Origin of the sequence: Pseudoalteromonas sp. SR41-7, assembly GCF_014163935.1 — a bacterium.
Classification (GTDB): Bacteria; Pseudomonadota; Gammaproteobacteria; order Enterobacterales; family Alteromonadaceae; genus Pseudoalteromonas; species Pseudoalteromonas distincta.
In genome coordinates this window covers 33,534-58,237 of sequence record NZ_JACJEF010000012.1, presented here as the reverse complement: position 1 = coordinate 58,237, position 24,704 = coordinate 33,534, and the positions used below count along the sequence as shown (strand labels likewise).

At 39.7% G+C, this 24,704-nt stretch carries 17 protein-coding genes and 1 pseudogene; 13 read left to right on the top strand and 5 right to left on the bottom strand.

Annotated elements, in window-relative coordinates; translation table 11 throughout:
- The first annotated feature begins 92 nt into the window (after positions 1–92).
- Positions 93–1,226, top strand: a complete 1,134-nt coding sequence (locus H5092_RS15400; protein ID WP_182733881.1) for a PepSY domain-containing protein — start codon at positions 93–95, stop codon at positions 1,224–1,226.
- A 49-nt stretch (positions 1,227–1,275) separates the two neighbouring features.
- Entirely contained in the window at positions 1,276–2,436 is a 1,161-nt protein-coding gene (locus tag H5092_RS15395) for a lipopolysaccharide assembly protein LapB (RefSeq protein WP_024596092.1), read from the top strand.
- Positions 2,437–2,452: 16 nt separating this feature from the next.
- Here the strand turns inward: H5092_RS15395 and H5092_RS15390 are convergent, their stop codons facing one another.
- From H5092_RS15390 to H5092_RS15375, 4 genes are all read right to left on the bottom strand, one after another.
- Positions 2,453–5,269: a PD40 domain-containing protein gene (locus H5092_RS15390; protein WP_182733879.1), complete on the bottom strand. Its 2,817-nt coding sequence runs from the start codon at positions 5,267–5,269 to the stop codon at positions 2,453–2,455.
- A gap of 122 nt (positions 5,270–5,391) precedes the next feature.
- Positions 5,392–6,939, bottom strand: a complete 1,548-nt coding sequence (locus H5092_RS15385; RefSeq protein ID WP_182733877.1) for a PH domain-containing protein — start codon at positions 6,937–6,939, stop codon at positions 5,392–5,394.
- On the bottom strand, positions 6,932–7,465 hold the full coding sequence (locus H5092_RS15380) for a PH domain-containing protein (protein WP_024596094.1): 534 nt from the start codon (positions 7,463–7,465) through the stop codon (positions 6,932–6,934). Before H5092_RS15380 ends, H5092_RS15385 begins: the two co-directional genes overlap by 8 nt.
- Positions 7,466–7,501: 36 nt before the next feature.
- On the bottom strand, positions 7,502–8,350 hold the full coding sequence (locus H5092_RS15375; protein ID WP_024596095.1) for a D-hexose-6-phosphate mutarotase: 849 nt from the start codon (positions 8,348–8,350) through the stop codon (positions 7,502–7,504).
- A gap of 427 nt (positions 8,351–8,777) precedes the next feature.
- Here H5092_RS15375 and H5092_RS15370 point away from each other — a divergent pair, with 427 nt between their 5' ends.
- The 11 genes and pseudogenes from H5092_RS15370 to H5092_RS15320 all read left to right on the top strand — a co-directional run bounded on the left by H5092_RS15370 (position 8,778) and on the right by H5092_RS15320 (position 24,219).
- A complete protein-coding gene (locus tag H5092_RS15370) occupies positions 8,778–9,260 on the top strand; it encodes a MarR family winged helix-turn-helix transcriptional regulator (RefSeq protein ID WP_002960189.1) in 483 nt (160 codons plus the stop codon).
- 100 nt (positions 9,261–9,360) lie between these two features.
- Positions 9,361–10,683 carry a hypothetical protein gene (locus H5092_RS15365; protein ID WP_002960190.1) on the top strand — a complete coding sequence of 441 codons (1,323 nt, stop codon included), beginning with the start codon at positions 9,361–9,363 and terminating at the stop codon, positions 10,681–10,683.
- A 129-nt stretch (positions 10,684–10,812) separates the two neighbouring features.
- A pseudogene (locus H5092_RS15360) lies at positions 10,813–11,207 on the top strand (YbaN family protein).
- Positions 11,208–11,331: 124 nt separating this feature from the next.
- Complete coding sequence (locus tag H5092_RS15355; RefSeq protein WP_024596097.1) at positions 11,332–11,964, top strand: PepSY-associated TM helix domain-containing protein; 633 nt, start codon at positions 11,332–11,334, stop codon at positions 11,962–11,964.
- Entirely contained in the window at positions 11,964–12,473 is a 510-nt protein-coding gene (locus tag H5092_RS15350) for a DUF2271 domain-containing protein (RefSeq protein ID WP_024596098.1), read from the top strand. The genes H5092_RS15355 and H5092_RS15350 overlap by 1 nt, the downstream gene beginning before the upstream one ends.
- Before the next feature lie 34 nt (positions 12,474–12,507).
- Positions 12,508–13,353 (top strand): DUF4198 domain-containing protein, encoded by an 846-nt coding sequence (locus tag H5092_RS15345; RefSeq protein ID WP_002960196.1) that lies wholly within the window; start codon positions 12,508–12,510, stop codon positions 13,351–13,353.
- A gap of 280 nt (positions 13,354–13,633) precedes the next feature.
- Positions 13,634–16,162 carry a TonB-dependent receptor gene (locus H5092_RS15340; RefSeq protein WP_220492546.1) on the top strand — a complete coding sequence of 843 codons (2,529 nt, stop codon included), beginning with the start codon at positions 13,634–13,636 and terminating at the stop codon, positions 16,160–16,162.
- Positions 16,163–16,450: 288 nt separating this feature from the next.
- Positions 16,451–18,454 (top strand): methyl-accepting chemotaxis protein, encoded by a 2,004-nt coding sequence (locus H5092_RS15335; RefSeq protein WP_024596101.1) that lies wholly within the window; start codon positions 16,451–16,453, stop codon positions 18,452–18,454.
- Positions 18,455–18,655: 201 nt separating this feature from the next.
- Positions 18,656–19,549 (top strand): hypothetical protein, encoded by an 894-nt coding sequence (locus tag H5092_RS15330; protein WP_182733875.1) that lies wholly within the window; start codon positions 18,656–18,658, stop codon positions 19,547–19,549.
- Between the two features lie 220 nt (positions 19,550–19,769).
- Positions 19,770–22,166, top strand: a complete 2,397-nt coding sequence (locus H5092_RS15325) for a PKD domain-containing protein (protein ID WP_182733873.1) — start codon at positions 19,770–19,772, stop codon at positions 22,164–22,166.
- Positions 22,167–22,329: 163 nt separating this feature from the next.
- Entirely contained in the window at positions 22,330–24,219 is a 1,890-nt protein-coding gene (locus H5092_RS15320; protein WP_182733871.1) for a monovalent cation:proton antiporter-2 (CPA2) family protein, read from the top strand.
- 99 nt (positions 24,220–24,318) lie between these two features.
- On the opposite strand, the gene H5092_RS15315 is transcribed toward H5092_RS15320, so the two are convergent.
- Entirely contained in the window at positions 24,319–24,702 is a 384-nt protein-coding gene (locus H5092_RS15315) for a hypothetical protein (protein ID WP_002960201.1), read from the bottom strand.
- Positions 24,703–24,704 lie beyond the last annotated feature (2 nt).

Below are 24,704 nucleotides of genomic sequence, written 5' to 3'. Positions count from 1 at the left end.
CTATTTAATAGAAAACCTACTCACAAGCTATTAAATGAAAATGATAGTTGTTATCATGCGCAAGTCATTAACTGCAATATATAAAACTATCTATGAGAAAAACTCTTTTTAAAATTCACAGTTGGATCGCTCTTATAGCTCTCATTCCCTTGATTGTTATTAGTATTACAGGGAGCGTATTAGTTTTTAAAAGTGAAATAGATGGCTTACTTATGCCAAGCAGTCACTATGTTGTAAAAGCACTGCCAGAGCGCATGCCAATCGACAAATTAATCGCAAAAACAGAGCTTGCTTACCCTGAGTATTTAGTAGGTAGTTGGGAGATATTTAACGATGATACTGCTGATCGGGTTTACTTAGTTAAACGCGGGACAGAGCAATGGTATAAGTTTCATTTAAACCAGTATACGGGTGACATTTTGTCAGAGCCTGTTGGTACCAGCCATTATTTTACTGATTGGTTTTTAGAACTGCATTACACCTTTTTACTTAACGACTTTAAAAACCTGCCAGGGCAAACAGGCACAGTACTAGGCTTCTTTTTTGCTCTGTTTTTATTGGTATTAGGTATTACAGGACTTATTATTTATCGTAAATTTTGGCAGCGCCTATTTAGTGTGCGCTGGCGTGCAACACTGCAAATTGTACTTAGCGACATTCATAAAATGACTGGGGTGATAGGGTCGCCCATCATTATTATTTTAGCTATTACAGGTGGCTACTTTAACTGGGCGGTGTGGTATCACGAAGTTATTGAACACGCTGAGGAAGAGCACTTTGTACTAACCAAAAACTTGCACAGTAGCGATATTTCGTTTCAACACATACTCGATGACAGTAAAAAGCAAATACCCACTTTTAATGGTACGTTTTTAGTTATGCCGCTCGAGCCTGACGAAAATATCACCTTATTCGGCGAAGTCGATACAAATAACCCGCTTGCGAGCGAATACGCTAATACGGTTAGCTACGATAAGCATACAGGCGAACATTTAACTAACTGGGATATTCGCGAAGTAGGCGTTGGCTGGCAAGTAATTGATAGCTTTAGAAAACTTCATTTTGGCTACTTTGCAGGGCTAATAAGTAAAATACTGTGGTGCGTAATTGGTTTGAGCCCAGTGTGGCTAGCAGGTACTGGTTTTTACTTGTGGTTTACCCGCCGTAAACGTAAAAAACAATCACAAAAAAATCGCTCAAGTAAACGCAGTACAGCAAGTGCTTGATTAAAAACCCACCACATTGTAATGTAAAATTTAACAATGGAGTGGGTTTATGATGTTTTATAAAATAGCAGTCTGTATTACTTTTTTATATTTAGTTGGATGTAACACAACCAAGGTTCACCAAGTAGAACAACAAATAGAGCTTGAACAACTATTAAACCATTCTTTGTTTAATAAACTCGACACTCCTTCTGAGTACAGTATTTTCGAGCTGCCAAATGCTGAAAAAGAAAAATTTTTAGCCTATGCCGAAAAACAAAAACAGTCTGAAATCCGTCATGACCGCATTATTTACAACTACCTCGAAAGCAACTTAGCTAACTTTAAATACCACGGCGATACACTTACTTCAGCCCAAGCCTTAAAACTTTCGCAAGGCAACTGCATTAGCTTAGCTGTTTTAACACAAAGCTATGCACAAGCTCTCGGATTAGAAACGAGCTTTCAAGAAGTAACAAGTCAGCCTGTATACGCAAAAGAAAATAATGTTGTTTATGTAGCAAGCCACTTTAGAACAAGAGTATACGCCCCAAAAGTAGAGAAAAAAGATGATAATATTGTTGAATTTTTCAGAGCGGGCACATTAATCGACTACTTTCCTACCCGTCGCAGCTTTTATTCAAGCAGTGCAGATTATAACGATTTAGTTTCTAAGTTTTACAGTAATTTAGCTGCAACAGCGCTAGCAGACAAACAGCTGGATATTGCTTACTCACTTATTCTACAAGCAAACAAATACACTCCCAATGATCCTGAATTATTTAATATAGCGGGCGTTTTGCATCGTCGGGCAGGTGATTTACAAAGCGCTAAAAATATCTATCAAACAGCACTTAGTAATAATGAAATAAGCATTAATTTAATCAGCAACTATCAGCTTTTAGCTAAAAAATTAGGCGACAAAGAGCTTGTTAAAGAGCTCACGTCACAATTAGTTAATAAAGAAAAAGACCCATATGAATTACTAGTAATCGCTAAAAACAACTTACAAGCTGGCCATGCTCATCAGGCTAAAGCACACCTTGAGCAAGCTATTACTAAAGCGCCTTACATTGCTGAGTTATACTTGGAACTCGCAAAAGTTCGCTATCAACAAGGTAATATTAAACAAACACAAACCTTGCTTGAGAAAGCTATCGAACTAGAACGTGATAACCAAAAAATCGATGTATATCAAGCTAAGTTACTATCCTTGCAGATGGATAAGTAACTTAGCCAATTAATATTTATAGCGAATAATAAAAGCTCAGCCACGCTCGCATTTCATCCTCAAAACTGTCGCCTTCTACTCGCGACAGTCCCATATTAAATATTAAGTCATTTATACCAGCAGGCCCCATTCCAAAACTAAAATCACCTTGGTGTTTTATCCCGTAACTTTGTGCATATACGGTGCCGTCGAGTTGATGCTGCTTGTAATAAAGCCACGGCATGCCTTCTTTAAAGCTAAAGCCGCCACCGTAACCTTGATAGCGCTTTGCAGCTGCGCTATAAAAAGGCAGCTCAGATGAAAGTACATATTCACTATTTTGCTGCTGATTAATAAGATTTGAGCTAAAGCCACCTAATGCAAGGCTGCTGTCATCACGTTGTTTTTGAGAAAAATTTGCATAAAGAGGAATACCAAACGCTTTACCAAAAATTTTGGCGACTAAATCGTAACCTTGCCAACTATGACTTTTACTACTGCCATCGTACCAACTTGCATAAAGGCTTTGGCCTATCACAAAGTCTTGACGATCATATTGCCAACTTTGGGCAACGCCTAAACGCGTCCAATTTTTATGGCGTTGTTTATAATCAGTGTAATTGTAGGCAAGCTCCGGCGTTAAACTTAGCTGCCCAGATTTAACAGGGTAACTTATTGCAGCAAAACCACCACGGGCATCCATATCTGCATTTAGCCTTTGTTGATACTGGCGCGATGTATTTAAATTATAGTCAAACAGTGCAAGTTTCAGTTTTACATCAAGCGCATTATATTTTGCCTGCACATAACCACCGTGCAGTGCTCCATCGTGTAAATCAGTGCTATATCCCGCTTGCAAGTCGAGCTGTTTTAATAAATCGCTACTTTTAATGCTTAAATCTAACAAACTGGTAGAAGCCGAATAATACTGCGTCCCTAGTGCAAAAGTAGCGTGCTGCTCGAGCACGTTGTAATTTGTTTGCTGCGTTGTTTGATGCGTATATATTTTAGCTTTTGGAAGCGTATGTTCGTTTACAATGAGCAGCGGTGCTTTTTTATTAGCCGAAAATTCAGTAACTACAGTGCTGTTTATAGCTTTTGGCAATGTTTTTACATTTGGCCCATCTGCGGTTATCGAAAAATAGAGTAACGAGCCATCGGCCATTTCAATCGGGTGAGCAACGGCTTCCTGCCCCTGAGTTAACTTGCTGAGTGTTTTACTCTCTATGTTGTAGTTATAAATATCAGTAGCGCTATTTAAGCCTGCAACAAAGTAAAGTGACTCACCATTATGGCTAAAGCTAGGCTGACTTAAATATTGATACCCGTTTGGCATAGGTATTAATTGCTGCTTATTACTACCCACATCTTGTATATACAATTGCCAGTTTTCATTTAATGACGTTGATAAATAAGCTAATTTAGTTTCATCAGGACTGAGTATTGGGTAATCGTAAGTTGTCTCAAGGCTTTTTGTAAATAATGGTGTGGTGGTTTGCGTATTGAGATCAACCTTTACTAATTCAGAGTAGCCACCTCTTATTTGCTCGCCATACAAGGTTTCACCGTTACTGGTTACGCTAAATCGTCGTATACCAGCAAGCTTGGTAAGCTGTGTGATATATCCAGTGTCAGTGTTATAGCTAAATATGTCTGACACTTTATTATAAATACCCGACTCTTCATTGCTGTACGCATTAAAATATAACGTTGTGCTATTTACCCATTGCGGGTTTGCAATACCGGCTCGATTAATTTGATTAAGCACTTGTTTTTGTTCGCGCTTAAACACACTTGGCGCTGTATCGGGGATGTCTTGTGCATCGTTTTTGAGTAGCTCTTTTTGCGCTTTAGTAAACTCCTCTTGCGCCTTTATGTTGTCGTCCGTGCTATAAATTATAAGCTTGGTATTGCTCTCTTTGTCTCGCTCAACAATTGCAATTTTACTACCATCTTTTGAAAGTGCAGGGTTACTTGCATATAAGTTAAGTTCAAGCCAAAGTTCACTATTAAGTAACGGCTCTCCTTGTTCTATTTGCATTGCTTTATAGGTATATTCAGCTATAAATCGGCGATATAGCTTGGCTGCACTTTGCCCAAACACACCGCTAAATGCCTCATCAAAGTCACGCGTTTTTACGCCTTGCATTCGCGTCCAAACACTATCGAGTGTTTGCTCTGAATAGTTTTGCTCTAGCCAATTTAAAAAGCGACTACCCATTAAATACGCCATTGAGCCGCCCATAAAGCCCTGCTCGCCATTTAATTGCCCATAGGTTGGCAAAGCACCTTGCTGAGCAAATTCTCGCAGTATTGACTCTGAGTAGTTATCAAATAAACGCCCACGGCCCGTCATTTTAGACTCAATCAATGTGGCATAACCTTCGGCTACCCAGCGCGGTGTATCATTGTAAGTTAAGTCGTATAAATCCCATATACCACGTACTTTTTGCTGCCAGTGATTGCGTGTAGGCTGTGCTAAGTGTACTAAGTGAATATATTCATGCAGTACAAGTAACTGCTGCCAGCCAGCGCTGTTTGATATAACTGTGTCAGATTGTGGTGGGGTTGTAAAAAGTGCCATTACAGGATTATTTGAGGTAGGTAGCGCAAAGCCATTTGCTGCATTTAGGGGATCAAACACCACTACATCAACTGTTTTATCAAGTGCTCGGTTTTGCTGCTCAAGCACTTTGGTGCGTACTATTTCAAGCTCTGCTGCAGTTGAATTAGCAAAATCAGCATGCTCAACACTGTAGTGAATGTTGAAATGTTCGGTATGAATAGTTTGCCAATCGGCTGCAAAGCTCGGTGCTGCTAGTAATAAAGCTGATGCGATAAGTGTTTTTTTCATGAGCGTCCCTAAAAGAATTCCTTAATACCATCTAGGGTATTATTAAATGTCTTTCATGGGCAGTAAGAAAGTGTAATAAAACATGTGAAAATGGGTATTTACACATGTTTTATTAGGGTAATTTACATCCAGCTGCGAGTATCTGACTCAATCTGCTTAATTGTAAAATCAATAATAAAGTCAGCATCTTGCTGCTTTATATAGGGCATAAACGCAAAGCCTGAAGCAAGTTGTATATACAGGCTTTTTAAGCCTGACTTTCTCATTAAGTACGTACTTATACTGCGCGCACTTTGCGCTTTATAAAGTTCAAAAACACGGTAATGAACGCCAATCATACCTTTGCGTACAACCATGTAAAATCGGCCATTATCCTCATGCATGTAATAACCATAACGCTGATACGACAAAGTCACCAAGCCAGAAAACACCACCAAAACACCAAGGCTTATCAAAGTATTAATATCAGCAATAAAACAAAAGCCAAACACTAATACACTGGGTAACAGTGAATAAAAGCCTAAATTTTTATACAAAAGCGCTCGCTCTGCGCGCTTAAAAGCGAGTTTTTTACTATTAAACCACGGGTAAATCCATTGGCATACACTATCAACTTGTTCGCTATTTAATACAGGTAATACTAACGTTTGTTTATTTTTTTTAGCCGCCACACCGGCTGCTATTCCGCCGCTACTTGCTTGTAAACACTCAACGGTAAATCGCTTTAGTAATCGCCCCATTAGGTTTTGTTTAATAACAATAGATTGCACTTTATCCATGCTCATCGAAAGCTGATGGCGCTCTAACAAGCCAGCAATACGTTTAAACTTTTGACCTTTAAAATAAAGCTCAAAATTATAAAAGCGAATAAGCGACATAGTCACCGATAGCATTACAGCCACCACAACTAACAAACCAATTAAGGTGATCATCGCAAAGGTAGCAGCGCTGGCCAGCATACCAAGCTCTTGTTGATAAAAGCCTTCTACTTTCGCAATAATTTGCTTCTCTAAAAAATCAACAATTAGGTTTATAAAAGGGGCCAAAGCAGCCATTGCAAAAATGGCCATATTCGACATTAAACCAAATTTGGCTATTTCTTTATTGCTAATGCTTAGGCTGTTTTCGATAGTGTCTGTTTCGCTTTGTTCAGTATTTGGTGCTTCTTGCTGTTGCTGCGCTTTAAAATCAAATATTTGTTTCCGCATTTGCTGTGCATAATTTTTAGTGACACCAGGTAAAACAACTTCTTGCGACACACTACCAGCTGCATCAAAAATACAATTAACCAAGTTTACGGGGGTAAAATAAAACGGCTCGGCAATATTAACGTTTTGCACACGGCCAAATTTAAGCGTAAGTCGCTCTTTTTTAAATACACCTTTGTTAAGCAATATTTCGTTGTCGCTACTAATACTAAACTTAAAATTTAAATAATATAAAAATGAGTAAACAAGTAGCAAAATTAGTGCAATACCGCCTGCAACCTGCGCCCAAAACAATTTATTTTCTACTTGAGTAACAAATACGACTAGCATGGGCAGTAAGTTTAAAAGGCCATCTTTTACAAAGCGCACACTAAAGTGCACAACAAAATATAAAAGTGCCCAGGGCGATACTTTTTGCCAGTAAATAGGGCTGGCTTTATCTTCGATAGTTGTATTACTCATCGACTAAAGCTGCCTGAGTAGTTGCGTCGTCTTGGCGGTAGTTTTGTACAAATTGGCGCATGTTTTTACAATCATCATGGGTTAGCCCGCTAATTTGTAAATCCGCACTTACACCGCCAGCGCTAAATAATTTAATGCTCGCAAGACTAAGTTTTCGCTCTATTGGCCCTTGGTGTATTTCCATATGCTGTACACGCGCTAAAGGTAATACCGTCACTTGTTGCCAAATAACGCCTTTTTTAAAAGCAATGTCATGTTCTCGTACTGCAAAACCTCGCAACCTCACACTTATTATGTTGTACGCCATAGATACGGCTACCAAAATTGGCATACCAATTAGCAAATACGTTTGTGCATTATTAGCAAAGGCTTCATTAAAATAACAAACAGCAATAAGCGCTCCAATTAGCGGTACATAAAACAGAAGCGAGCTAAGTTGTGTATGTAATAAGGCTTTATCAGCCAATGGCTTAAAGCTAATATCACTATGCTTTGGCAAATCCATTATTTGTTGATTGTTAAACACTATTTGTCCCTATTTCTGCTTTTAATTATGACTAGCTTACCAACTAATGGTGGTTATTAATGTGTGGCTTTGTTTTGGCTCAAGCGTTACTTTATCTGTCAGTACATTAGCGGCCTCTAGACACAGCATTGTTTTATATTCATCATCAGCAAAGTTAGATAAGCGTTTTGACTTTTCTATCCATGGGTTCCACAGCACACACGAACTTGAGTTTTCGCGGCTCACATTAATAACACCTTCTGGCGTATTAATGCTTTGCATTGTACTTGCTTGTGTATAAACCATGTCGGTTTCGCGATTAAAGCTTACAACATCATTTTGTACAAATGGCCCTTCACTAAACTCAATATATTGCGCGCCTTGCAAACCATCAACATGGGTGTTTGTAATATCTGAGGTTGGAAAATAGGTATGCAGTGCTTGAGTGAAGCTAAATGGCACACTTCCTAAGTTAGTGGTCGTTAAGCGAACCTGTAATTTATCGCTTAATATAAACTCAACTTTTAATGCGGACTGATGCGGCCAATACGTTGTATTAACAAGTTTCATGGGGAGCTTTAAACTAACTGTAATTTGCTCATCAGATTCGTGTACTTCATCGGCTTGCCATACGCTTGTGCGCGCAAAACCGTGGGCAGGCCACCCATCATTAGCGTGTGTACCAAACCACGGCCAACAAATAGGAATACCGCCTCGAATACTCGCCCCTTCTTGATAGGTTTCCTCTTGTGAAACCCAAATAAGTGGCTTGTTATTTTTAGGGATAAACTCGGTAATTTGCCCACCTTGCAAAAATATTTTTGCGTCGCACTTTTCACTAGCTACTTTAATAAACTCAAGTCCGGATTCGCTTTGCTCAATGCTAACTGATGGCGATAATTTCATACCTTCCCCTATAATACTGATACTAAAGATTTTTAATGTTTACATCTAAACAATAATGCATGCTTAAAGTATACGCTATTGATATTAAATATTGATTGCTGAATTTGTTCATTGCCGATTAATACATATACAGTAAACTCACAAACAATTACTTTGTACTAACAGCTGTAAATGAATAATACTAAAGTCTATACAATAAGACTTGCCAATTATTCACAACATACGTACTGTGCGCAACTTAATGCACACAAGGTGCTAAGAAAATTTACCAATATTTAAACAATATAATTTTACATTAGTTACTGCTCTAACTATTAAAAACCAATAAAAGCGGGCTAAAGTACAATATATTATTTGAATTCAATTTATTTGATGTGTAACATTTCGCGATTACGGCAAACTACCGCCCCATCGACGAGATAAGCAAATGCAAAAATATGACGAGTTATTGGTTTCTTTACGTAAAGTTATCCGCGCGATTGACTTACATTCTAAGCAGCTAAATAAAACTTCGGGTTTAACTGGCCCACAATTGCTTATAATGCAAGAAGTGCAAAAAACCGATGGAATAACGGCGAGCCGTATTGCTCAAAATGTAAATTTAAGCCCAGCAACGGTCACCAATATTCTCGACAGAATAGAAAGCAGAAACTTAGTAACACGCGTACGCAGTCAAATGGATAAACGCAGAGTGAGCTTATACCTCACCGATAAAGGAAAAGAGTTACTTGATAAAGCACCTCAGCCATTGCAAGAACACTTTATTGAAAAGTTTTCTGCACTTGCTGAATGGGAACAGAGCCTTTTACTCTCATCAATGCAGCGTGTAGCCGCAATGATGGATGCAGATAAATTAGATGCATCGCCCCTTCTAGAAGTTGGTGCGCTTACTCAAGCTCCTAAAGAATAAATAATAAAAAAAATACATAGTTTTTGTACTTACCCTAAACGTAAGGCGTTTTTTTACGTCTTGAATTTTTTATTTTTTAATCAAAATCTGAGCGGCAATTATGACTAAACTCTCAAAATTAACACTAGCACTAGTTCTAGGTGGTGTTACAAGTACTTCTTATGCGTCTGATGATCTAGACACGTTACAAAGCCAACTTAAGCAGTTAAAGCAACAAATGCAACTGCTTGAAAATAAGTTAGCTGATGAAAAAACAAAACAGCAAAAAATTAATGAGCAACACAAGCAAGAAGTTGCAAAAATTAGTAAAAAAGCTGATAACAAAGAAGTTGTTGTTGCTGCCGCCGAATCTGAGAAAAAAGACGAAGGCGTTAAAATTGGTGGCGCAGTGCGTTTTAATTACAGCACTAATTCATACGATGAAGACACTCAAGATCGTAGCGGCGACTTAGACTTTGAAGTATTTCGCATTAACTTATCTGGCGAAATAAACGATATTTCTGTTAATGGTGATTTTCGCTTTTACGATTACATGACCATTGTTAAGTATGCATACTTAGGTTACGAATTTACTGATGGCTGGGAAGCACAAGCTGGTATTGCACCTGTCCCTTTTGGTAATGGCCCATACAACTCACACAGCTACTTTTTTAGCACTAACTACTATGTTGGCCTAGAAGACGACTTTGACTTGGGTGTAACAGTAAACCGTAAACTAAAAGATAACTGGAAACTAGACCTAGGCTTTTTCAAAAATGATGAAGTAGGCGGCGTTGATGGCAGCTCTGAAGTTAACGAGCGTTACTCTTTTGATATAGTTGGTAGCCGTGCAACAACCGAAGGCACATACGATGCACCTGGCTCTCGCCTTGGTGAATACAACACATTTGCAGCTCGTACAGTGTACCAAATTGAGCATGGCGAAAACGCTAAAACCGATGTGGGTGTATCACTATTAAGCGGTGGCTTACATGATGGTAACGACCGTGCAGGTAACTACGGCGCATGGGCGTTCCACGTAAACAGCCAAATAAATAACTGGAATATTCAATTTCAGCACGGTGAGTACGACTACGACCTAGACGACAACAGCAACCGCTTTGTTGTAGGTGCGTTTGACTACTACGACACCGTATCAAGCGAAGCTACCATGACTAACTTTAACGTAGCTTACGACCTATCGGTTGATTTAGGCCCTATAACAGGCGTACAGTTTTACAACGATTACGGGATCATTTATGACAAATCTGACGACAGTGCAGATACATGGATGAACGTAACAGGTATGAGCGTATCAGCAGGCCCGTTATTTACGTACTTTGACTTTATTCAAGCACGTAACCAGCCATTTATTGGCGGAACAATTATTGGTGATGGCGATACAGAGCGTCGCTTTAACATCAACGTAGGTTACTACTTCTAGATAAGTAAAACCTATTTTATAAATTTAAAAGGGCAAACTTAGTTTGCCCTTTTTTATGTTTTTACACTTCGATTTTATAACTATTTGGCCTACAATCGAAAGTATCAGCCATTACTAAAAAGAGCCTAAGTGAATATAAAAGCAGTGTTTATTTGTTATAAAAACTTATGGTTTAAAGCACTTGGCTTAATACTTGTAGCCTTGGGTATTATTGGCATTGTGCTGCCGGTCATGCCTACCACTATATTTTTTATTTTAGCGCTCACCTGCTTTACTCGCTCATCACCCGCGCTTGAACAATGGCTGTTAAACCACCCTCGTTACGGTGTAACTTTGCAGCAATGGCAAGCCCATAAAGTAGTGCCTGTAAAAGCCAAATGCTACGCCGCCATTGGCATGTTAATTGGATTTACATTTTACTGTATTCAGCCGCCCCTATTTGGGTTATTTATCTCGTTGCAGTAATAGAAGTATTGGTAATGATTTACCTTATTTTAAGACCTTCCAGCCCTCCTAAGCGTTAAATATTCATTTTTTACCTGCTTACCGCCTTTGTTTTAAAGTTTTTATGTAAAGATAAGTAAGTAAATTTGTAATAGCTAATGCAAATCATTATCATGCTGTAAATTTAATTTATTTACTGTTTTTATGTCGTTTATTAACAAGCGGGCTTTGTATAGCACAAGCCGTGCTCTACATATTTATATTTCTACAGCTTTGTTTTTTTTGCTTATCTTATTTTGCGTTAGCGGCATTGTGCTCAACCATATTGATTGGCTTAAAAACGATAAAAATAATGGCCAAGTAACGGCGGTAATTCCAGCAGAGCTAGTTACCAAAGCGAATGAGCAGCTAAATACGCTGCCAACGCTTTACCCTGAAATAGAAGCTTACCTAGCCGAGCAATATGCACTTACAAAAGTAAAAAGCATTGAGTGGGAAAAAGAAGACGCGCTTGTCATGCTCGACTACCCACTGCCTGCTGGGTTTGCCTACGCAGAGCTTGATTTTACAACTGGCGAGCTAAATCTTGATTACCAAACAGGTGGCTTTTTAAGCCTTATTGGCGACTTACATAAAGGCCGCCACAGCGGTGAAGTATGGAGTTGGGTAATTGATATATCTGCCGTACTAATGATTTTATTTGCCATCACCGGCATGATTATTTTGTTTCAAAATAGAAAAAAACGCTTAGCAGGAATATGGATAACCGTACTCGGAGTGGCAACTCCACTGGTTATTTATTTATGTTGGGTTCCACAAATAAAAGGAGTGTCTTAATGGTTAAATTTAAATTATTTATAAGCGCCGCATTACTGCTCGTAGCTGCGTTTTTTCAAACAACGGCGCATGCAAAAACACCACAGCTAGAGGTTGAATTAACACTTCCTGACTTAGAAGTACAACCGTATCACCGCCCATACGTTGCAGTTTGGCTTGAAACACCAGAGCGCAAACACGTTACAACGCTTGCACTTTGGGTGCAAAAAGCAGAATGGTTTAAAGACTTACGCCAATGGTGGCGTAAAGCCGGTAAAAGCGATGCCAACTTTGACGGCATTAGCGGCGCAACAAAACGCGCAGGTACTTACACCATAAATTGGCAAGGTAATGATTTAGACGGTAACCCAGTAAAACCAGGTAAATACTTACTAAATATTGAAGTTGTACGCGAAGAAGGCGGCAGAGACTACACCCGCGTTGAGCTCGATTTAACTAAATCAGGCAAACTAACAATTGATGGTAAAAACGAGTTTTCTAAAAGCTTCGTCACTGTAAGCACTAAGTAGCTGCTACTTAATCATTTGAATTTAAGGAAATACAATGAAAATTAATTTATTAAAAACGGCATTAATCGGCGCATTGAGCTTATCTGCTTTAGTGTCAACTTCAGCAAGTGCACACGGACGTTGGTTACTACCTTCGCATACATCTTTATCAGGCGATAAAGCGCATTACGTAATGATTGACGCTAGTATCTCTAACGAAATGTTTGCACCAGACAAAGCCTTTAAACCTAAAGAAAAAGGCGCCGAGTACGACGACACATTATTAATGGCACTTGCGCCTAATGGTGAGCCAGTAAGCGACACCATTCGTGCTTATTACTTAAAGCGTAAAAGCTCAGCTGCGGTAAGCTTAACAGAGCAAGGCACTTACCACATTGCAATGACCCAAAAGCCAATGTACATGACCTTCTATAAAAACGAAGAAGGTAAGCGCAAGCGCGTATTTGGTAAAAAAACAGAAGCCGAGTTACCTAGCAATGCAAAAGATGTAACCACAACGAAGGTTGTTTCAACAGTAGATACATTTGTAAGCCGAAATGGCACCTCAAAACCTGCACAACTTGGTTTAGGCCTTGAGCTTAGCGGTCCAACGCATCCAAACGATTTATTTGTAGGTGAACAAGCACGTTTTCAGTTACTACAAGATGGTAAATCTGCTGGTGAAGGCGTTGAAGTAAGTATTTTAAAAGGCGACACACGCTACCGTAACGAGCGTGGCGAAGTAAAAGTAACGACCGATAAAGACGGTATGTTTACAATTACGTGGAAAGAGCCAGGCCTATACCTAATCGAAACCTCTAACAAGGTTACCGTAAATGAAGAAGGCGTAGATGCAGGACGTTATGCATTATTTACAACGCTTGAAGTTGCCCCTGAATAATTTAAATTACTAAATTTAAAAAATTGAAAGGCCAAGCATTTGCTTGGCCTTTTTACGTCTTACTAACTTTTATCTAAAATCCCCTTGAATTCGCAACCATTCGACACAAGATTGCAACTACAACGATCCAAACGCCTATATCACGCGTAGACAGTGACCTTACTTGTTAACAACTTAGAATATCTTAGATAGTTTTTATCTTTGCACTAGGGTAGTCGCTTCTATATGATGCGCTCCTTTTTAAAATCAATAGTCAGCAGCCCTCAAGGGAATCAACATCATGTTAAAGCCATTATCAGCCAAAAAAGTAGCACTTAGCCTGGCCGTTTCTTCTGCACTTAGTGCACCCTATTCTTCTGTATTTGCTGCAGAACAAGATGTTCAAGCCGAAAAAAGCATTGAAGTGATTTCAGTAACAGGTACTCGCCGTAGCTTACGCAGTATTGCCGAAAGCTCAGTACCTGTAGATATTATTACCAGCGGTGATATGCAAAGTACGGGTCAGCTAGAAATAAGCCAAATACTAGCAAACCAAGTACCTAGCTTTAACTACCCAAGTGCCACTATGGGTGATGGTACTGACCATGCAAAACCAGCTGTTTTACGTGGATTAGCACCCGATCACACATTAGTACTTATAAACGGTAAGCGCCGCCATGCCGGTGCGCTATTAAACTTAGCAGGTGTTGTTGGTCGAGGCTCTACCGCTGTTGATTTGAACATGATCCCAACCTCTGCAATTAAACGTGTTGAAGTACTTCGTGATGGCGCAGCCGCACAGTACGGTTCTGATGCAATTGCTGGGGTAATTAACATTGTACTTAAAGATGCCTCAGAAGGCGGCAGCGTTAGCGTAACGTACGGTAAATACGATACTCAAATGGCTGGCGTACCTCAGCTAGAAAGCACCTACGCAGATGCAAACGGCGACTTAGCCTTTAATACCGGTGGCGACAGAGAAGTAAACGACGGTGCAACACGCACTGTCAGCGCAAACTCTGGTTTTGCGTTATCTGATAACGGCTTTGTAAACGTATCAATTGAATACCGCGATAACGACTCAACGCAGCGCTCAGGCTTTGACCCACGCGAACAATACAGCCGTCTTGATGATGGCAGCCTAGACCCACGCGAATTTACTATCGATCGTTACAACCACCGTTTTGGTAAAGCAGACCTTGAAGATTACGCGTTGCTTTACAACATGGGTTACGACTTTGATAACGGCTTAAACCTTTATTCATTTGGTAGCTACTCAAAGCGTGAAGGTAATTCAGGTGGTTTTTACCGCCGTGCAAAAGACAGCCGTAACGTTTTAGAAGTGTACCCAGATGGATTTTTGCCGCAGATTGAAACAGACGTACAAGACTACTCATTTGCACTGGGCTTAAAAGGCGAAACTAACGACTGGACATGGGATGTAAGTACCAACTACGGCCGTAACGACTTTGGCTTTGGTGTTGTAAATAGTATAAACACATCACTAGGTGCCGACAGCCCAACCGAATTTGACAACGGTGCACTGGTTTACGATCAGTTTTTAGTAAACGCAACAGCCAATACCACACTCGATTTAGGCTTACCTGATGACGTATTTTTTACCGTAGGTACTGAATACCGCCACGAAAGCTACAAAATAGAAGAAGGCGAAGAAGCGTCTTACATCACCGCACTTGATAGCGACGGTAACCCAATTGCAGCCGGTGGCGCGCAAGTACTTGCTGGTTTTGGACCAGAAAGTGCGACTGACGAAAGCCGTCATAACATCGCTTTATTTGTTGAGTTTGATACCTACTTAACAGAAAAATGGAACGTCGTTTTAGCGGGTCGTTATGAAGATTACAGCGACTTTGGCGACACATTTACCTCTAAACTTGCCTCGCGTTACAGCATTACTGAAAACCTATCGCTGCGCGGTGCAATTAGCACCGGTTTCCGTGCGCCATCTTTAGCGCAAAGCTCGTACCGCCAAATATCAACAGTACTTGAAAACAACCAACCATTTGAAGTTGGTTTATTCCCAACCGATTCAGCCGCAGCGCAAGCACTCGGTGCTCAGCCGTTAGATGCTGAAGAGTCAGTAAACGTTACTGCGGGCTTTATGTACACGCAAGGCAGCTTTAGCTTAACCGTTGATGCGTACCGTATTGATATTGATGACCGTATTGTATTGTCTGAAAACTTAGAGGGCGATGCCGTAGTAGAAATACTACAAAATGCCGGTGAGCTAAATACCGAAAGCGTACGTTACTTTACCAACGCTATCGATTCACGCACGCAAGGTGTAGATATAGTTGCCACTTATAACCTAGATTTAGACAACTTAGGTGATTTACGCCTAAACGTAGCAGCTAACTTTAACGACACCGAAGTAACACACGTAAACGACAACCCAAGCGAACTTAACTCACTAGGTGACGACTACGTAGTGTTTGCGCGTCGTGAAGTAGGTCGCTTTGAAGAAGGCACGCCAGATAGCAAATGGAACCTATCAGCAGTGTGGAACTTTAACGAATGGCAAACAACGCTTCGTGCCACACGTTATGGTGAAGTCGCTGACATATCAACTACAGCTGATCGCGATGAATACTTAGACCCTAAATGGATCACCGACCTAGAAGTGGCATACCGTCCAGACGAATATTGGAAATTTGCCGTTGGTGCAAACAACTTATTCGATCAGTACCCACAAGCAACCGTGGATAACATTGGTTACTCTGACTTTGGCCAAATATTCCCGTACACACCGTATGCACCTTACGGATTAGACGGGCGTTTCTTATACGGTAATATTACTTACAGCTTTTAATTTAAATTTAAATTTAATGAGTTAAATTAAAATCCGATATGGCATGCCATATCGGATTTTTTATATTTAAAAAATAGTAATAAAAATAACCATCCTAGCTATAATCAAATAAATTCAGCAATAACACCTTCAACATAAATTGCTAACTTTTTATTATTATTAAATTTTTTTTATATAATAAATTGATTATTAGGTTAATTTAGTTGCTAGTAAGTCATCAAAAAACAACTTAAAACGCCTATAATTAAACTAAGTACGCATAAATACCGTCTTTCTTTGGAGTGAAGTATGAGCTATAAAAACTGGTCAATATCAAAACAAATTGGTGCCCTAGCATTCACTTTAACGTTATGTATTTTTAGTTTAGTGGGACTATCTACCTATTTAATCTCGGCTAATACACTTTCTGAAAAAAGTGAAACTGCGATTAAGTCTGAAATAACCGCTATTTCAGATCTTTTAGAACTCCAATACGACAGCCTACTTGCAATAGCAAAACGCAATGCGACCGTATTTAAAGGTATGTACCCTGGTGAATTTAAAAAAAGCGATCAAAAAGTAATGGTCGTAGATACTATGGTTCCTATTCTTTTACATGATGGTGCACAGGTTAATAACAATATCGATATTGTTGAAAATTACGCTAAATTAACCGGAGGTAACGCCACGGTATTTATGCGAGATGGGGATGATTTTTTTCGTATTACTACCTCTTTAAAAAAGAGTGATGGGCAACGGGCTATTGGCACATACCTAGGAAAAAAACACCCAGGCTATCAGCCTCTTATGAACGGTCAAAGCTATGAAGGTTACGCTAAATTATTCGGCAACGAGTATATGACTGTTTACCAACCAATTAAAAATAAACAAAACCAAGTAATTGGTATTTTATACATAGGTTTTAATATAAACGATGCACTGGCATCGCTGAGAGAGTCTGTTAATAAAATAGTAATTGAAGAAAGCGGTAACTTATTTGTTTTCAGAAATACAAATGATGTAGTTATAGCGGGTAAAGAGGCCGCAGTTGACTCAAAAGTGAACTCCAAAGCACTTGATGGGCTTAATCTAGAGGCAATTAAAAAAGGTCTGTCATTAAAATACAATAGTGAAAATAACACCCCGATGTTTGCTTACAGTAAAACGGTACCTGGGTGGGATTGGACCTTACTTGGTCGTGTAAAAGAAAGCGAACTCACTGAAGAAAGCATAAAACTAATGGTAGTTAACAGCATAACGTCTGTTGGGGGGATCCTTGCTATCTCAATTTTACTTTTTTGGGTGCTAGTAAAAACACTTAAACCATTAAGACAGTTAACACGTAGCGTTGATGCATTAGGTAAAGGTGATTTGTCACAACATTTTTTAAATACCAACACAAATAGTGAAAATGAAATAGACCAAATTACCGCGAGTGTAAGCAGCATGTCGGTTGAACTCAAAAAACTAATACTCGCCTTACAAAACTCTGTAGTTGAGCTGGAAAAGCAAGCGGGCATCTCCAAAAAAATTGCACTCACTAACGGCAAAGAAGCACATGCAATGATGGGGCAAACAGATCTAATAGCCACCGCCATCGAAGAAATGTCAGTATCCATTAAAGATGTAGCCAATAACGCAAATGAAGGCGCTCAACGAACCCAACAAGTTGATGCAGAAGCTCAATTAGGTCGAACACAATTAACCCAAGTTGTTAATGATTTAATGCAACTAAGCCAACAGTTAAATGATAGCCATAACTCTGTAGAAAAAGTAAACACCGCGAGTAACGAAATAAGTAAAGTAACCGAAGTAATTAATGGGATTGCTGAGCAAACAAACTTACTAGCACTTAATGCAGCAATAGAAGCGGCAAGAGCTGGCGAACAAGGTAGAGGGTTTGCAGTTGTAGCCGATGAAGTTAGAACATTAGCGCAGCGCACTCAAAAATCAATTTTAGAAATTAGCCAAACAATTGAACAGCTACAAATACAAGTTACCGCCGCAACTAAACAAATGGAACAAAGCCGTCAGTTGGGTATTAAATCAGCTGAAGAGGGCGAAAAAACAGGAGAGCAACTTAACTTAATCACTCAAAGTATTGGTGATCTAACTCGCTCATCAAATAATATAGCTGAGGCAACAGATCAACAAAGCACCGTTGCTGCAGAAATCACTCAAAACCTACACTCTATAAGCCAACTCGCTAAAGAGGGTGAGTCTCGCACGCAAAGTACTGTAAATTCGGCAAGTGAACTAATGACATTAGCTGAAAAAATTAAGCAACAAATAAGCTACTTCAGAGCACATTAATACCACAGTTAAAGTTTCTAAATTAAACAAAGGATGCATCGCGCATCCTTTTTTATTAATAGTTAGTTATTTTAACCACTTATTAGTATTTAAACTTTCATAAAAAACCACCACCCTATATAAAACAACAGCTTACATTTCGGCCTCATTTTTGCTCTATATTGTTTATATAAATACAAACAAAAATACAAAGGACTAAACATGAGCTCATCAACTGTATCTAACATTACAAAACCACTTTCACTTATTGGCGGCATTTTATTATTAAGTGGCTGTGTATTTCACATATCGCCAAGCGTTGCCTCAGTAAAGCAAACTCAACAGCTATCACTGCCAAGCAATAATCTTGAATATTTAAATGTATTAAGCGGTGCAGGTAGCCTTGAAATAAAAGGCTCAAAAACGGCCACCAGCATTAGTGTTGATGCCACTATTTACACAGCCGACATTGAAGACGAATACGAGCTAACGCTGGAGCAAGACGGTAAACAAGCAAGGCTTGTTGCCCAAAATAAAAGTCGTAATGGTATTAGCTTTTACAGTGGTCAATCTCCAAGTATTAATTTAGTGGTTACTGTACCAAGTAATCTAAATTTAGATATTGATGATGGCTCTGGCGACATTTTTATAAGTGCTATGCAAAGCAATATTGATGTAAAAGACGGCTCGGGGAATTTAACGATAAGCGGTGCTAAAAACCTAACTGTTGACGATGGATCAGGTGAAGTAAACTTTGAAAACATCGCAGGTAATTTAGAATTAACCGACGGCTCTGGCAGTATTCATATAAACAACGTAAGTGGCAATGCAACTATTGACGATGGTTCTGGCGAAATGCACGTGAGCAACATAAGCGGTTCGCTAAACGTTGAAGATGGATCGGGTGATATAACAATCAATAATATAAGCGGTGCTGTTAATGTAGATGATAACTCTGGCGACCTGCTTATTGAGCATATTGGCTCAAGCGTAACAATTGAAGACGGTTCGGGTGATATTCGCGTTAATCATGCAAAGGGGCTGACTATTACTGAGTCGGGCTCGGGCGATGTAAGTATCGATAATATTAGCGGTTCAGTAAAAGTAGCTGACTAACTTTATTTAAGCGTTATTTAACTACCATTTTATATGCTTTATGCCCTCTCAATCTGGGCATAAAGCACTCCTCTCAAAGTATAAGTTATTTAAAAGCAGCACTGTTTCGCGTTAACTCTTTCCTAAAATGATGAAAAAGTACTTATTTGATTTATTTTTTTGCTTTATATCTAATTTAGGTACATATTAATATTCAACTTATTAAAAGGATATTAATATTATGAAATGGAAACTCTTAATTCTAATCACTACTCTATTCACGCTTGTTGCATGTGGCTCTGGAGGTTCAGACCCCAAAACAGTAACTAAACCGCTCAGCACTAACACAAAGCCTATTGCGGTTATTACCACCGAGCAATCGGAGTTTAAAGTAAATACCACCCTCGTTTTTAGCGCAGCACAAAGTAGTGACCCCGATGGCGATGCACTCACCTATCAATGGCAATTAACCAGCAAAAACGAACAAGTAGAAATACCGATTACGGTTAATAACGAAAGTACCGTTGAGTTTTCAGTATCTGAAGCACAAGAATACCAATTAGTATTAACCGTGAGTGACGGCAAGCTTTCAAGCAGTCCTGCACAAAAACAATTCACCGTTACTGCAAATACCCAACTAACGGCTAACGCAGGTAGCACACAAACCGTTAAACAAGGTGATGTTGTGCTTTTAAATGGCGCGCAAAGTAGCACAACCAGCGGCGCCATTAATCAATACAAATGGCAATTTATTACCAAGCCCGTAGCAAGTAATGCAACGCTTGAAAATGCGACTCAAGTTAAAAGCCAGTTTGTTGCCGACGAAATAGGCGAATTTAAAGTTGAGCTTACCGTTACTGATTCACAAGGTGATACGGCAAGCACTGTTGTACTCATAAAAAGTGAATCGCTTAATTCTAACTCATCGCCACAAGCGGTTATAAACGTAGAAAATAAAACAATTGCCCCAAATGAAGTTGTTACACTTTATGGTAACCAAAGCACTGATCCCGATAAAAACGATACGCTTAGTTATGCGTGGGCAATTACATCAAAACCCCAGGGCAGCACGCCTGCTCTTTCAAACATGCAAAATCATACCGCTGGGTTTTCAGCGTCAACAGCTGGAGATTACACGCTTTCACTCACTGTTACCGATCAACAAAACGAAAGTGATACCGCATCAGTTACTTTAACTGTTACCACAAGTAATAAAGCCCCCGTTGCAACACTTGAATCCGAACGTGATATTACGTTAAACGAATCTACCACTTTGCAGTGCCAACAATGTAGCGACCCAGACGGAGATACGCTGAGTTATAACTGGCAGTTACAAGCTAAGCCTGTAAATAGTGCATCGCAACTCACTAACAACACATCAGCAGCACCCTCTATTATTGCCGATAAAGAAGGCGACTACGTTGTAGTGCTTACAGTGTCTGATGGGCAATTAAGCTCAAACCAAGCAACCTCTGTACTGCATGCCAGTAGCAATAAAAAGCCTATCACTTTGGTAACTTATGAAACCTCTATAACGGTTGATGAACAAGTTTTACTTGATGCTTCCAATAGTTACGATCCAGAAGGCCAACCACTAAGCTACCAATGGGAAATCATTTCGTCGCAAGGCCAAGCAACGCTTAGCAGTAATACAATATCAAAACCAACGTTTAGCGCATCAGTCGAGGGGCAAGTGGTTATTTTGTTACGCACTAACGATGGCGTGCAGTACTCCGACACAAAAACCCTAACAATTGATGTAATACAAAACGCATTGCCAGTAATTAGCTTCACGGGGGAGCAATCACGCTACGATGTAGTGGGCAATGCAGTTAAATTTGATGTAAGCCAAAGTTACGACCCAGAGGGAACCACTCTCGATTACGCTTGGACGCTATCAGCGCCTTCAGGCTCGAGCACCAGCTTAAGCAATACAAACCAAAGTATTACCGAATTTATCGCCGATATGACGGGCAATTACACGTTAACCGTTGTCGCAACTGATGCTGATGGATTTTCAAAAAGTGTGCAATTTTCAATTACAGTAACCAACTCTGCACAACTTACCGGTCGCATTAAAGGGCTACTCACTAATGTGCAAAAAGCGGCTATAAGTAATGCACAGCTAATAATTAATGGACTGCAGTACACTACCAACACAAACGGCTTTTTTGATGAAGAGGTTAATTTAGCACAAGGTGAAAAAATAACGATAACCACCGCAGACGAAAGACTCGCAACAGGGGTATATAACTCTGTAGCAATTACGCAAAGCAACTTTACTGTGGATATAGGCCAAAATAGCATGCCCGTTTTACAAGCTGTTGAGGTTTCGGTATTTGTGTGTGCTGAGTTTTCAGGCCCCGACACCGTTAATTTACGCTTTAACATGGTAGATACACTTTTAGCGTCAGATAGCTTTCAATTTAGCTTTGATCAAACAAAACCACTTACTTTACAAAAAAGCGGAAGTACTTACTTCGATAGCGAATTAGATATCGACCTACCTGCATCTGCCGAATTTGAAGTAACAGTAATTGAAACAAGCGTTGAAAATACAATCAGCTCAAACATTACTATTTACCATTCTGATTCAGGCCAACCAAGCTCAGCAATTATAAGTATTTGTAATATTTAGCCCCCAAATAAGTCCTTCAACATAAAGTGCTATTTTTAGCCCAGTAGTTATAACCATTAGTGTTATAGCTACTGATAAATAAGCAACTTTGAGCCATATAATCCATTGTATTTTATAAGCAGCTAAGCCATTCTAAAAGCCTTGATGTTATTAGGATAAACGCGTGTTAGAAATTGCTTTAATTTACTTAGCAGCAGCCATAGTCGCTGTGCCTATTGCAAAACGAGTCGGACTTGGCTCAGTATTAGGTTATTTAATTGCCGGAATACTCATTGGCCCTTATGCGCTGGGTGTTGTGGGCGATCAAACTGATGTAATGCACTTCGCTGAATTTGGCGTAGTAATGATGCTGTTTTTAGTTGGTCTTGAACTACAACCTTCGCGTTTATGGACATTACGCCACTCTATTTTAGGGCTTGGCGGCTTACAGGTTGTGCTATCGGCAGCGGCTATTTTTGCGTTTTGTTATTGGTTTTTTGCTATGCATTGGCAAACCGCACTCGCCATTGGTTTAATGCTGGCGCTCTCCTCTACCGCTATTGTATTGCAAAGCCTTGAAGAAAAAGGCTGGCTAAAGCAAGAAGCCGGACAAAACGCATTTTCGGTATTGCTGTTTCAAGACATCGCCATTATTCCTATTTTAGCCCTATTACCACTGCTTGCATTTGCCCCGCAAACTAGCACAAAAGAAATCAGCGACTCGATTATTGCAAGCTGGCCTGTATGGCAACAAGTATGTGTATCGGTTGCGGTTATTGCCGCTATTATTGCCGGCGGTAAATATGTATCGGCGCCGTTATTTAGATACATTGCCCAAACACACATGCGTGAAATATTTACTATTTTTGCACTGTTTTTAGTGGTCGCTATTGCGCTGGTTATGCAAAGCATTGGTTTATCACCTGCTTTGGGTACTTTTTTAGCGGGTGTGGTACTTGCCGAGAGTGAGTTTAGACACGAATTAGAAGCCGATATAGAACCCTTTAAAGGCTTACTTTTAGGATTGTTTTTTATAACTGTTGGCGCATCAATTAACTTTGAACTGCTATTTAACGAGTTTAGTACTGTTATAGGCTTAGTGGTTTTACTCATTGTGGTTAAAGCCTGCATTTTATTTGCCCTTGCCGTTACCTTTAAAATTAACAGTAAACAGCAATTATTATTTGCCTTAGCGCTTGCCCAAGGGGGGGAGTTTGCCTTTGTACTGTTAAGCGTAACCACCACCTTAAGTATTTTAACGCCCGAGCAAACCAGCCTTGTTACCTTAGTTGTGGCGGTATCAATGCTAATAGCGCCGTTATTACTTATGGTTTATGAGCAAATACAAAAACGCAGCAGCAGTGCTCTGCCTGAGTTTGATAAGCCAGAGCAAATTAGCACCGCTAAGCACGTAATTATTGCGGGCTACGGACGTTTTGGCCAAATTATGGGGCGTTTACTGCACGCGCAAGGCTACGAAATTACCGTACTTGATCACAGCCCTAGCCAAATAGAATTACTACGCCGTTTTGGCAATACTGTATTTTATGGCGATGCAGCACGCCAAGAACTCCTTGAAGCCGCAGGCGCGCACACCGCGCAAATGCTGGTAATTGCAATTGATAACCCCGATAAAACCATTGAGATAATTAAGCTCGCGCATAAAAACTACCCGCAGCTTAAAATAGTTGCTCGCGCAATCGACCGCCGCCATGCGTATCAGTTACTTAATTTAAAAGTAGATGCGTTTAACCGCGAAACAGTCGACTCAGCTATTAACCTTGCCGTAGAAGCACTCGAGTTACTAGGTAACACTAAGCAAGATGCAGAGCGTGCTGGTAAGCTATTTAGAGACCACGACCGCGCTGCAGTACTGCAACTTGCTGCGTTATGGGGAGACGACGCCAGCTACGGCGTAGCCGTGCGCCAACGCATGGAAGATTTAAAACAAGTTCTGCAACAAGATAAACAAGCACAAAGCGATTTAAATACCTGCGACAGCGGCGATTGCCAAAACGGCTTAACCGAAGTAGCGAGTAAACCTAAAAAGCCTGATGATGCTCATTTGGAGTAGCGTCTAAAAACTGATATGTGCTATTAGCGTGAGTTAATAGCACTGTGAATAAGCGCCACAATCAAATTAGTTATCTGAAAGCATAGCTGTACTTTTTAGTTAGTGTTCAAAGCGCTTATATGTTCCACGCCAATCTGAGTGTTCAGGATATTTAATCTTATAAGCATTTATTTCAGCCTTAGAAGCGTACTGAAAATAGATAGAGAAATAGTCACTTATGTAGCTTTCGCCGTCACCCATTCTCCAAAATATATCGCTCGGATGATAATTTGGAAATTTAATCCAAGGCGGTTTTGGCGGAGTATGCTTTAACTTATTTTCATAACGCTCTTTAAGCATTTTATTCCAAGCAGCTCTATGCTCTAGATACTTGCCCCATTTTTCATCGGTAGTGTTAGCTGGTTTTTCACTTCCCATTGATGAAATAGGTATAAGCATTAAAATAAACACTAAGACGGTGTAAATATTTATAAAATGACGCATGA